At 68.9% G+C, this 12720-nt stretch carries 6 protein-coding genes and 1 pseudogene; 2 read left to right on the top strand and 5 right to left on the bottom strand.

What is annotated here, in order from left to right:
• Positions 1-1561, bottom strand: a 1561-nt coding sequence (locus CQZ88_RS00445) for an FAD-dependent oxidoreductase (protein ID WP_102799081.1), incomplete at its 3' end; no start/stop codon positions are given.
• A 155-nt stretch (positions 1562-1716) separates the two neighbouring features.
• Between CQZ88_RS00445 and CQZ88_RS00440 the strand changes: the two genes are divergently transcribed.
• Both CQZ88_RS00440 and CQZ88_RS00435 read left to right on the top strand, forming a co-directional pair.
• Positions 1717-2517 carry an acyl-[acyl-carrier-protein] thioesterase gene (locus CQZ88_RS00440; RefSeq protein WP_006931283.1) on the top strand — a complete coding sequence of 267 codons (801 nt, stop codon included), beginning with the start codon at positions 1717-1719 and terminating at the stop codon, positions 2515-2517.
• Positions 2518-2540: 23 nt separating this feature from the next.
• On the top strand, positions 2541-3032 hold the full coding sequence (locus tag CQZ88_RS00435) for a histidine phosphatase family protein (RefSeq protein ID WP_006931286.1): 492 nt from the start codon (positions 2541-2543) through the stop codon (positions 3030-3032).
• A 24-nt stretch (positions 3033-3056) separates the two neighbouring features.
• Here CQZ88_RS00435 and CQZ88_RS00430 read toward each other — a convergent pair whose 3' ends face one another.
• The 4 genes and pseudogenes from CQZ88_RS00430 to CQZ88_RS00415 all read right to left on the bottom strand — a co-directional run.
• Positions 3057-4070, bottom strand: a complete 1014-nt coding sequence (locus CQZ88_RS00430) for an iron-siderophore ABC transporter substrate-binding protein (protein WP_029545055.1) — start codon at positions 4068-4070, stop codon at positions 3057-3059.
• Positions 4071-4245: 175 nt separating this feature from the next.
• On the bottom strand, positions 4246-8217 hold the full coding sequence (locus CQZ88_RS00425) for a DNA-directed RNA polymerase subunit beta' (protein WP_006931290.1): 3972 nt from the start codon (positions 8215-8217) through the stop codon (positions 4246-4248).
• 111 nt (positions 8218-8328) lie between these two features.
• Positions 8329-11835, bottom strand: a complete 3507-nt coding sequence (locus CQZ88_RS00420) for a DNA-directed RNA polymerase subunit beta (RefSeq protein ID WP_029545057.1) — start codon at positions 11833-11835, stop codon at positions 8329-8331.
• A 341-nt stretch (positions 11836-12176) separates the two neighbouring features.
• Positions 12177-12720: pseudogene (locus CQZ88_RS00415) on the bottom strand (hypothetical protein); the annotation flags it as partial.

Here is a 12720-nt window from a genome sequence, read left to right as displayed (position 1 = left end):
CGATCTCGTGCCATCCGCTCAGGCCCACCCGGGTGGGCCGCCGCTGCCCGAGCAGGCGATCGAGTTCCCGCCGGCCACCGGCCGGACGCGCGAGCCGGCCGGCGTCGAAGTCGGCGAGCAGGGCCGCGACCGTCTCCTTGGCGCACGCCTTGTTGGTTCCGATCACGCCGCTCGGACCGCGCTTGATCCACCCGGTGACGTACACGCCGGGTCCGGCGGCAGTGACCCGCCCGCCCTCGTTGGGGACGATCCCCCGTCGCTCGTCGAACGGCACTCCCGGGAGGGGGACCCCGCGGTAGCCGATCGAGCGCAGCACCAGCTGCGCGTCGAGGTGCAGGGCCTGCCCGGCGGGCCGGGCGACGAGCGCACCGTCGTCGCCGGCGATCAGGTCGTTGCGTACCGCGCGCAGTCCGGTGACCCGTTCGGTGCCCTCGATCTCGGTGGACGACACGAGATAGCGGAACACGATGCGCTTGTTCCCCGGCCGGGGCTCGCGGCGCGCGTACTCGCGCGCGAGCCGCATGCGCATCGCGACCGCCGGGTCGGCGGCGGCGAGCGCCGCGCTGGCGGGATCGAGCTCGAGCTCGGTCTCGTCGACGACGACGTCGACGCCGTTCAGATCGCCGAGGGCGAGGAACTCGGGGTTGCTGTAGGCCGCCTGGGCCGGACCGCGGCGGCCCAGCAGGACGACCTCGCGGATGTTGCTCCGGCGCAGCGCCTCGAGGGCGTGATCGGCGATGTCGGTGCGGGCCAGCTCGTCGACGTCCATGGTGAGGATGCGGGCGACGTCGAGGGCGACGTTGCCGTTGCCGACCACGACCGCGCGTTCGCCGGAGAGGTCGAAGACCCGGTCGGCGTAATCGGGGTGACCGTTGTACCAGGCGACGAACTCGGTGGCGGCGTGGCTGCCGGGAAGGTCCTCGCCGGCGATGCCGAGGTTGCGGTCGGCGGACGCCCCGGTCGCGTAGACGACGGCGTGGTGATGGGCGAGCAGCTCGGCGTGGTCGATGTCGCGGCCGACCTCGACGTCGAGGTGCAGGGCGAACGCGTCGCGGCGGAACGACCATTCGAACGACTCGGTGACGGCCTTGGTACCGGGGTGGTCGGGTGCGACACCGCTGCGGACGAGTCCCCAGGGGGTGGGGAGCCGGTCGAACATGTCCACCTCGACGTTCGAGCGCTCGAGCAGTTCCTGCGCGGCGTAACAGGCCGCCGGACCGGCACCGACGACCGCCACGCGCAGGGTGCCCTGCCCCCGCGGCGGGGCCGGGACGGGTGTCAGCGGGATCCAGTTCTCGGGCATCGGGTGCGCCGTGTAGTAGTCGGCGTTGATGTCCTTGAACCGGGCCTGAGCCTCGGTGAGCCGGTCCTCCGGGAAGATCGCCTCGACCGGGCATGCATCCGCGCACGCGCCGCAGTCGATGCAGGCCTGCGGGTCGATGTGCAGCATCTCGGTCTGCGCGAACTCCCGCTCCTCGGGCGTGGGATGGATGCAGTTCACCGGGCACACGGCGACGCAGCTCGCGTCGTTGCAGCACGTCTGGGTGATCACATAGGCCATGTCGTGTCCTCGAAGAGCCGGGACCGGATTTCATGTGACATCCGGTAACAGTTAACTCCACTGTAGCCTCGATGTCTCGCCCCTCGCAAGATTCGCTGCAGCCCTGCCCCGCAGCTGTCAGAATCGGCAGGGGCCGACGACGAGCAGGGGGACGAATGGGTTCGGACACGGCCGCGAAACCGGCACCGGAGAAGTCCGCGGCGGAGGACGCGCTGGCGCAGCCCCTCGGGGCCGCGCCCCCGCCCGACGACGCGTTCCGGTCCACGCGCACGGTGCGCACCGGCGACGTCGACAACCGGGAACGGCTCCGTCTCGACGGCGTGGCCCGCTACCTGCAGGACATCGGCACCGACAACCTCGACGCCGTCGACGCCACCGCCACCGACCCGCTGTGGATCGTGCGCCGCACCGTCGTCGACGTGCACCGGCCGGCCCGCTTCCGCGAACAACTCGAACTGCGCCGGTGGTGCGACGCCTTGTCCACGCGATGGGCCAACGTCCGCGTGCGGCTCGACGGCACCGGCGACGCCCTCATCGACACCTCGGCGTTCTGGATCAACATCGGGCCCACCAACGGGATGCCGGCCCGGATCAGCGACCGGCTCTGGGAACACATGGCCCGCCATGCGGAGGACACCCGGCTGCGATGGCGGGCATGGCTGCCGCCCACGCCGTCCGACGACGCCGACGCCGGCACGGCCTTCCCGCTACGGGCCACCGACATCGACCCGTTCGACCACGTCAACAACGCCGCCTACTGGCACGGCATCGAGGAGCACCTGGCCGGCCGGCCGGAGCTGCAGACCGCGCCGTACCGTGCGGTGATCGAGCACCTTCGACCGGTCGTCGCCGGCGACGCGCTGGTCCTGCGCGCCCGTCACGAGACCGACGCGCTGACCCTGTGGTTCACGGTCGGCGACGAGGTGCGCGCGGTGGCACGCGTCGGCCGCCGGTGACCCTGACCACCTAGGGTGAACCCATGACCCGCACCCTGATCCTGTTGCGGCACGGGAAGTCCGCGTACCCGGACGGCGTCGCCGATCACGAGCGCCCCCTTGCCCCACGGGGACGACGCGAGGCCGGCCTCGCCGGACGCTGGCTGCGGGCCCACCAGCCCCCGATCGACGCCGTGCTGTGCTCGAGCGCGACGCGCGCCCGCAAGACCCTGGCGGAGGCCGCCGTCGAGGTCCCCACGGAGATCCTCGACGACCTCTACGAGGCCACGCCGGGGAAGATCGTCGACGCGATCCGCCAGGTCCCGGACGACGTGTCGACCCTGCTCGTGGTGGGCCACGAGCCCGTCCTGTCCGCGACGACGCTGCTGCTCTCGGACGACCACGACTCGGATGCCGCCCGTCAGATCATCGAGAAGTTCCCGACCTCCGCGGTGGCGGTGCTGGCGGTGCGGGGGCCGTGGCACGACCTGGGCCCGCGTGGTGCGGCCCTGGTCGACTTCCACATCCCGCGCTGACCGGGACGCCGACCGGGAATCGCCCTACTCGGCCGCGGCGGCGAGCGCCTCGAGATAGGCGTCGATGCCCCACGTCAGCGACAGCACGGTCGGCGGCGACACAGCGGCGATGAGCTCGGTGCCGTTGACCTTCGCGACCCGACCGTCGGTCACCTGCCCCATGGTCCGCGCCCACGGCTGGGCGAGCGTGCGCTCCTGGGCCGCGGCGTCGTCGGCGTAGGAGAGCAGGATGTCGCTGGTGAGCTTGCCGGCCTCCTCGAAGCTGAGGGTGAAGTAGAAGCTGGACTCGTCGGTGCTCAGCTCGGCCACGCTGGGTGCGCTCACCAGACCGAGGTCGGTGAGGAACTCCACGCGCGAGTCGGCCGGCTTGTAGACGTAGAAGGTGTCGCCGGTGTCCCAGACCGCGGCGACGGTCCTGCCCCGCAGCTGCGGATAGGCTGCCGCCTTCTCCGCGATGGTGGCCTCGGTGTCGGCGATCAGCCGGGCCGCCTCGCCGGATCTGCCGAGCGCCTGCCCGACGGTGGCGACGACGTCGCGCCACGGGGTGGCCCACGGCTCGTCCGGGTACGCGACGGTCGGCGCGATCCGGCTCAGCGTCTCGTACTGCTCCCGGGTGAGCCCGGAGTAGTTGGCGAGAATGACGTCCGGCCGCGCCGCCGCGATCTGCTCCACCGGCACGTCCGTGCCGTCGTTCGGCAGGACGGCCGGTGTCTCGGCGCCCAGCTCGGCGAGCCGGTCCCCGATCCACGGCAGCACCCCCTGCGCGTCGCCGCCGTAGGACTGGGCCGGGATGGCAACGGGCACGACGCCGAGCGCGAGCGCGGCGTCGGTGCTGCCGAAGCCCCACGTGACCACCCGCTCGGGTTCGCCGTCGAGCGTCGTGCTGCCGAGGGCGTGTTCGATCGTGACCGGGAACGCGCCTCCGGCCGCGGACGACGACTCGCCGGCCTCGTCGCTCCCCGACGAGCACGCGGTCAGGACGAACGTGAGAGCGAGTCCGGCTGCGGCGAGCAGCCTCGGGATTCGGGTCGACGGCACAGGCGTTCCCTTCGGGTTGTTAGGAGTGCCTACCCAAACTAGCTGACGACCGGCGCGGCCGTGACGCCCACCCCGGAAACCAGGAAGGCCCCGCCCCCGAAGAGAAGAGGGCGGGACCTTCGTGGCCACGGCAGAGAGCCGGGCCGCAGCCGGTTTCCCGGCCGCGGCGACGGATCTACCGGTAGTCGCTGGAGTAACCGTAATCGTCGAGCGGAACCGCAGCGCCGGTGTTCTGGCCGAAGCCCTCCGGCGAGTAGTACTGATCCTCGTAGGACGGGATCGCGTACGCGGCCGCGCGGGCCTCCTCGGTCGGCTGCACCTGGATGTTCCGGTACCGGTTGATGCCGGTGCCGGCCGGGATCAGCTTGCCGATGATCACGTTCTCCTTCAGACCGATCAGCTTGTCCGAGCGGCAGTTGATCGCCGCGTCGGTCAGCACGCGAGTGGTCTCCTGGAACGACGCCGCCGACAGCCACGAATCGGTGGCCAGCGACGCCTTGGTGATACCCATGAGCACGGGACGACCGGCAGCCGGCTCGCCGCCCTCGGCGACGACCCGCCGGTTGGAGGCCTCGAACTCGCTGCGCTCGACCAGCGAACCGGGCAGGAACTCCGTCGAACCCGAGTCGATGATCGTGACGCGACGCAGCATCTGGCGCACGATGACCTCGATGTGCTTGTCGTGGATCGACACACCCTGGCTGCGGTACACCTCCTGAACCTCGTTCACGAGGTGGACCTGCACCTGACGCGGACCCATGACACGCAGCACCTCGTGCGGATCGGCAGCACCCTCGAGGAGCTGCTGACCGACCTCCACGTGGTCGCCGTCGGCGAGGATGCCCTCGGTGCCGTTCGCCTTGCGGATCACGTGCAGACGCTGACGCTTCGACAGCTTGTCGTACACGACCTCCTCGCCGCCGTCGTCCGGGACGATGGTGATCTTGTAGAAGCGGTCGTCGTCCTCGAGGCGCACGCGGCCGGAGACGTCGGCGATGGGCGCCTTGCCCTTCGGGACGCGGGCCTCGAAGAGCTCCTGCACTCGCGGCAGACCGCCGGTGATGTCCTCACCGACGCCACCCTGGTGGAACGTACGCATCGTCAGCTGCGTACCGGGCTCACCGATCGACTGCGCGGCGACGATACCGACGGCCTCGCCGATGTCGACGAGCTTGCCGGTCGCCATCGAGCGGCCGTAGCAGGTGGCGCACACGCCGGTGCCGGTGTCGCAGGTCAGCACGGAGCGGACCTTGACCTTCCGGATGCCGGCGGCCAGCAGGGCCTCGATCGCCGGGTCGCCGAGGTCGCTGCCCCGGGTGACGACGACGTTGCCGTCCGCGTCGACCGCATCGGTGGCCAGCGTACGGGCGTACGTGCTGGTCTCGATGTGGGCGTCGCGCACCAGGCGGCCGGTCTCGTTGCCCGCGCCGTCGCGCTCGGGCTCGGCGATGACCATCTCGATACCGCGCGGGGTGCCGCAGTCGGTCTCGCGGACGATGACGTCCTGCGACACGTCGACCAGACGACGGGTCAGGTAACCCGAGTCGGCGGTACGGAGCGCGGTGTCGGCCAGACCCTTACGGGCACCGTGGGTGTTGATGAAGTACTCGAGCACGGTCAGGCCCTCACGGAACGAGGACTTGATCGGGCGCGGGATGAACTCACCCTTCGGGTTCGTCACCAGACCCTTCATGCCCGCGAGCGAGCGGATCTGGGTCATGTTGCCCGCGGCGCCGGACTTCACGATCGTCGGGATCGGGTTGTCGTCCGGGTAGTGCGCCTCCATGGCCTGACCGACCTCTTCGGTCGCCTCCTGCCACAGCTTGACGAGCGAGTCGCGCCGCTCCTCCTTCGAGAGGGCACCACGAGCGAACTTGCGCTCGAGCTGATCCGCGGACGCTTCGTAGCGCTCGAGGATCTCCTTCTTCTCCGGCGGCACCAGCACGTCGGCCATCGACACGGTGACACCCGAACGAGTGGCCCAGTAGAAGCCGGCGTCCTTGAGCTTGTCGACGGTCTGCGCGACGACGATCATCGGGTAGCGCTCGGCCAGATCGTTGATGATCGCGGCCTGACGCTTCTTCGGCATGACGTCGTTGACGAAGCCGTAGTTCACCGGCAGCAGCTCGTTGAACAGCACGCGACCGAGCGTGGTCTGCACGGTCCAGCCGTCACCGTAGTTCCAGCCGTCGGGGAACAGCTCGGCCTCGACGTCCTTCGGCGGGCGCTGCCGCGTCAGGCGCACCTTGATCGGGGCCTGCACCGAGAGCACGCCGCGGTCGACGGCCATGATGGCCTCGGCCGGGGACGAGTACACGCCCTGCTCCGGCTCGTCGTCGGTGGCGGGCCGGTACGCGCCCGGCGCGTCCTCGACCAGGCGGGTCAGGTGGAACAGACCGGTCACCATGTCCAGACGCGGCATGGCGAGCGGACGACCCGACGCCGGCGACAGGATGTTGTTCGACGACAGCATCAGCACGCGGGCCTCGGCCTGCGCCTCCGCGGACAGCGGCAGGTGCACGGCCATCTGGTCACCGTCGAAGTCGGCGTTGAACGCCTCACACACGAGCGGGTGCAGCTGGATGGCCTTGCCCTCGACGAGCTGCGGCTCGAACGCCTGGATACCGAGGCGGTGCAGCGTGGGAGCACGGTTGAGCAGCACGGGGTGCTCGTTGATGACCTCTTCGAGGACGTCCCACACCTGCGGGCGCTGCCGCTCGACCATGCGCTTCGCGGACTTGATGTTCTGCGCGTGGTTCAGGTCGACCAGGCGCTTCATCACGAACGGCTTGAACAGCTCGAGCGCCATCAGCTTCGGCAGACCGCACTGGTGCAGCTTGAGCTGCGGGCCGACGACGATGACCGAACGGCCGGAGTAGTCGACGCGCTTGCCGAGCAGGTTCTGACGGAACCGGCCCTGCTTGCCCTTGAGGAGGTCGGACAGCGACTTCAGCGGACGGTTGCCCGGGCCGGTGACCGGCCGGCCACGACGGCCGTTGTCGAACAGCGCGTCCACGGACTCCTGCAGCATCCGCTTCTCGTTGTTGACGATGATCTCGGGGGCGCCGAGGTCGATCAGTCGCTTGAGGCGGTTGTTGCGGTTGATGACGCGGCGGTACAGGTCGTTCAGGTCGGAGGTCGCGAAGCGGCCACCGTCGAGCTGCACCATCGGACGCAGCTCCGGCGGGATCACCGGCACCGCATCGAGAACCATGCCCATGGGCGAGTTACCGGACTGCTGGAACGCCGCGACGACCTTCAGTCGCTTCAGGGCGCGCAGCTTCTTCTGGCCCTTGCCGCTGCGGATGGTCTCGCGCAGCGACTCGGCCTCGGCGTCGATGTCGAAGTTCTCGATGAGCTTCTGGATCGACTCGGCACCCATCGCGCCGGTGAAGTACTCACCGTAGCGGTCCTGCAGCTCGCGGTAGAGCAGCTCGTCGACGATCAGGTCCTTCGGCTTGAGCTTGGTGAAGGTGTTCCAGATCTCCTCGAGCCGGTCCAGCTCACGCTGGGCGCGGTCGCGCAGCTGACGCATCTCGCGCTCGCCGCCGTCCTTGACCTTGCGGCGGACGTCGGACTTGGCACCCTCCGCCTCGAGCTCGGCCAGGTCGGCCTCGAGCTTCTGCGCGCGGGCCTCGAGGTCGGCGTCGCGCTGATCGGCGACGGACTTCTTCTCGACCTCCATCTCGGCCTCGAGGGTCGAGAGCTCGTTGTGGCGCAGCTCGTCGTCCACCGCCGTGATGACGTACGCGGCGAAGTAGATGATCTTCTCGAGATCCTTCGGCGCCAGGTCGAGCAGGTAGCCGAGGCGGCTCGGCACACCCTTGAAGTACCAGATGTGCGTGACCGGCGCGGCGAGCTCGATGTGGCCCATGCGCTCACGACGCACCTTGGCGCGAGTGACCTCGACGCCGCAGCGCTCACAGATGATGCCCTTGAAGCGGACACGCTTGTACTTGCCGCAGTAGCACTCCCAGTCCCGGGTGGGGCCGAAGATCTTCTCGCAGAAGAGGCCGTCCTTCTCGGGCTTGAGCGTGCGGTAGTTGATGGTCTCCGGCTTCTTGACCTCGCCGTACGACCAGTTGCGGATGTCCTCCGCAGTGGCCAGGCCGATGCGGAGTTCATCGAAGAAGTTGACGTCGAGCACGTAACTTCCTTTCCCCTTTACGGGTTTTGTTGCTGCTAGTTGTCGCTATCACTGCCGGGGCCCGATGAGATACGCGCCGGCTGAGCGGGGCGTATCTCATCGGGTCGGCTCCTAGTTCGCGAGGTCGTCGACCGTGGCCGACTCGTTGCGGGAAAGGTTGATGCCCAGGTTGGCCGCCGCCCGCTCGAGGTCCTCGTCGTCGCCGTCGGCCATCGCGATGGCCGCGCCGTCGCTGGACAGCACCTCCACGTTCAGGCACAGCGACTGGAGCTCCTTGAGGAGCACCTTGAAGGACTCGGGGATGCCCGGCTCCGGGATGTTCTCGCCCTTCACGATGGCCTCGTAGACCTTCACGCGGCCCACCACGTCGTCCGACTTGATGGTGAGCAGCTCCTGCAGCGTGTATGCCGCACCGTAGGCCTGCATGGCCCAGCACTCCATCTCACCGAAGCGCTGGCCACCGAACTGCGCCTTACCACCGAGCGGCTGCTGGGTGATCATCGAGTACGGGCCGGTCGAACGCGCGTGGATCTTGTCGTCGACCAGGTGGTGCAGCTTGATGATGTACATGTAGCCGACCGACACCGGGTACGGGAACGGCTCGCCGGAGCGACCGTCGAACAGCGTCGCCTTGCCGTCGGGGCCGACCATGACCTCGCCGTCGCGGTTCGGCAGCGTGGAGCCCAGCAGGCCCGTCAGCTCGTCCTCGCGGGCACCGTCGAACACCGGGGTGGCGATGTTGGTGTTCGGCTCGGCGGCGAGCATGTCGTCGGACAGGTTCTTCGCCCACTCCGGACGCTCGCCGTCCCCGGCCACCTGGACGTTCCAGCCGGCCTTGCCGATCCAGCCGAGATGCGTCTCGAGGATCTGGCCGATGTTCATACGACGCGGAACACCGTGGGTGTTGAGGATGATGTCGACCGGGGTGCCGTCGGGCAGGAACGGCATGTCCTCCTGCGGGAGGATCTTGCCGATGACGCCCTTGTTGCCGTGCCGGCCGGCGAGCTTGTCGCCGTCCTGGATCTTGCGCTTCTGCGCCACGTACACGCGGACCAGCTCGTTGACACCCGGGGGCAGATCGTCGTCGTCCTCGCGCGAGAACACGCGGACGCCGATGACCTTGCCGGTCTCGCCGTGCGGCACCTTCAGCGACGTGTCGCGCACCTCGCGGGCCTTCTCGCCGAAGATCGCGCGCAGCAGCCGCTCCTCGGGGGTCAGCTCGGTCTCGCCCTTCGGGGTGACCTTGCCGACGAGGATGTCGCCGTCGCGCACCTCGGCACCGATGCGCACGATGCCGCGCTCGTCGAGGTCCGCGAGGACCTCGTCGGAGACGTTGGGGATGTCGCGGGTGATCTCCTCGGCACCGAGCTTGGTGTCGCGGGCGTCGATCTCGTGCTCCTCGATGTGGATCGAGGTGAGCACGTCCTCCTCCACGAGGCGCTGCGACAGGATGATCGCGTCCTCGTAGTTGTGGCCTTCCCACGGCATGATCGCCACGAGCAGGTTCTTGCCGAGCGCCATCTCACCGTTCTCGGTGCAGGGGCCGTCGGCGAGGACCTGGCCGGACTCGACGCGCTGGCCCTCGTCCACGATCGGCCGCTGGTTCGAGCAGGTGCCCTGGTTCGAGCGGTCGAACTTGCGCAGCCGGTAGGTGCGACGGGTGCCGTCGTCGGCCATCACGGTGATGAAGTCGGCCGAGACCTCCTCGATCACGCCCGACTTCTCGGTGACGACGACGTCGCCGGCATCGACGGCGGCACGCAGCTCCATGCCGGTACCGACGACCGGGGCCTCGTTGCGCACCAGCGGCACGGCCTGACGCTGCATGTTCGCACCCATGAGGGCACGGTTGGCGTCGTCGTGCTCGAGGAACGGGATCATGGCCGTGGCCACCGACACCATCTGCCGCGGCGAGACGTCCATGTAGTCGACCTCGGTCGCCGCGACGAACTCGACCTCGCCGCCCTTCTTGCGGACGAGGACGCGCTCCTCGGTGAAGCGGCCGTCGGCGTCGACCGGCGAGTTGGCCTGCGCCACGACGTGGCGGTCCTCCTCGTCGGCGGTCAGGTAGTCGACCTGGTCGGTGACGATGCCGCCCTCGACCTTGCGGTACGGGGTCTCGATGAAACCGAACGGGTTGACCCGCGCGTACACCGACAGGGAGCCGATCAGGCCGATGTTCGGGCCTTCCGGCGTCTCGATCGGGCACATGCGGCCGTAGTGCGAGTGGTGGACGTCGCGGACCTCGAGGCCGGCCCGCTCACGGGACAGACCACCGGGGCCGAGCGCCGAGAGGCGGCGCTTGTGGGTCAGGCCCGACAGCGGGTTGTTCTGGTCCATGAACTGCGACAGCTGGGAGGTTCCGAAGAACTCCTTGATCGCGGCCACGACGGGACGGATGTTGATCAGCGTCTGCGGCGTGATGGCCTCGACGTCCTGGGTGGTCATCCGCTCGCGGACGACGCGCTCCATGCGGGACAGGCCGACGCGGATCTGGTTCTGGATGAGCTCGCCGACGGTGCGCAGGCGACGGTTGCCGAAGTGGTCGATGTCGTCGACCTCGACGGGAACCTCGACGCCGCCGGGCGCCGTCATGGTGGTCTCGCTCGCGTGCAGGCGCACCAGGTACTCGATCGTGGCGACGATGTCTTCCTCGGTGAGGGTCGACGCCTCGATCGGCTGGCCGGCGTTCAGGCCCAGCTTCTTGTTGATCTTGTAACGTCCCACGCGCGCCAGGTCGTAGCGCTTGTCCTTGAAGAAGAGGTTCTCCAGCAGGGTCTGCGCGCTCTCCTTGGTGGGCGGCTCGCCCGGGCGCAGCTTGCGGTAGATGTCGAGCAGCGCCTCGTCGGTGCCGGCCGTGTTGTCCTTCTCGAGGGTGGACATCATGATCTCGGAGAAGCCGAAGCGCTCGACGATCTGCTCGTTGGTCCAGCCGAGGGCCTTGAGCAGCACGGTGACCGGCTGGCGGCGCTTGCGGTCGATCCGCACGCCGACGGTGTCGCGCTTGTCGACGTCGAACTCGAGCCACGCGCCGCGGCCCGGGATCACCTTGACGCTGTGCAGGTCCTTCTCGGTGCTCTTGTCGACCGCGCGGTCGAAGTACACGCCCGGGGAGCGCACCAGCTGCGAGACGACGACACGCTCGGTGCCGTTGATGATGAAGGTGCCCTTGTCGGTCATCATCGGGAAGTCACCCATGAAGACCGTCTGGCTCTTGATCTCGCCGGTGTTGTTGTTGATGAACTCGGCAGTGACGAACAGCGGCGCCGCGTACGTCATGTCCTTGTCCTTGCACTCCTCGACCGAGGCCTTGACCTCGTCGAAGCGCGGATCGGAGAAGGACAGGGACATCGACCCGGAGAAGTCCTCGATCGGAGAGAGCTCCGCCAGGATCTCCTCGAGGCCACCGACGACGGGGCCGTCACCGCGCTCGGCAGCGAGCGCGCGCCAGCGCTCCGAGCCGATCAGCCATTCGAAGGAATCTGTCTGTAGATCGAGGAGCCCAGGGACTTCGAGAGGTTCGCGAATCTTCGCGAACGACACCCTCTTCGGGGCTCCGGGGATTCCGGCAACTGCCTTGGTCTGGCTAGAGACTGCCAAGATGCGTCCTTCCAGCACCTCACGCGGGCCGCTCCAACCGGTGCGACCGCCGCTGTACCTGCTTCTTCATGTGGGGCGTTATCGCTGGTCGCAACCCGAACGACAACCCCACCACGAAGTCGGCGGAACGAGCCCCGAAGGGCAACGCTCCCGGCGATGCGGTCGAAGGATGGACAGGAGGCAGCCAGCGCAAAGTCCGAACTTACACCCAAAAGTCGCAGATGTCGAGCGACGGCACGAAAAGAAGCGCCCGACCCCGGGCGCCCAGGACGCGTATTCGTGCGTGCGTACCGATAGAGTGACCGCTCACGCCGCCCGCGTCAAGAGCAACCAGGCCGATTGTCCCGTCGGAACGTCCGTCACCGGTCCCGGATCTCGGAGACCAGCCACTTGCCGTCGATCCTCTCCATCCGCACCAGCAGCGGCGCCGACGCACTGCCCTGGGCGACCGCGTCGCCCGTCGCGCTGACGCTGATGAACGCCGCGACCTCGGCGCGGTCGTCGTCGAGCATCGACGCACCGATGTGGTCGATCCGCACCTCCGTCGCGGTGTGCGTCTGCACCGCGGCCTGCTTGGTGACCTCCGCGGTCAGGTCGAACTCCTCCCGCATCGGCGGGGTGAGGACCTCGCGGATCTCGGCGAAGTCCTGGTCGATCGTCTCGTGGTTGTAGCCGTGCATCGTCTCGATCGCATGGCCGGCGGCAGCGGTGACCTCCGCCGTCGCGGCGCTGTCGACCCACGCCTCGTTGCTCACCGTCGCACCGGGACGGGCGGCAGCGACCGCGGCGAACGCACCGAGTGCGACCGCGGCACCGCCGAGGATCGCCACCGGGCGCCAGCTGCCGCGCGCGACGGTGCCGCCGGGCTGCTCCCCCGGCTCCCGCTCCGCTCCGGCGTCCTCG

Origin of the sequence: Rhodococcus sp. ENV425 (assembly GCF_002887785.1) — a bacterium.
Lineage (GTDB): Bacteria > Actinomycetota > Actinomycetes > Mycobacteriales > Mycobacteriaceae > Rhodococcus > Rhodococcus aetherivorans.
This window is presented reverse-complemented; position numbering and strand designations above follow the sequence as displayed.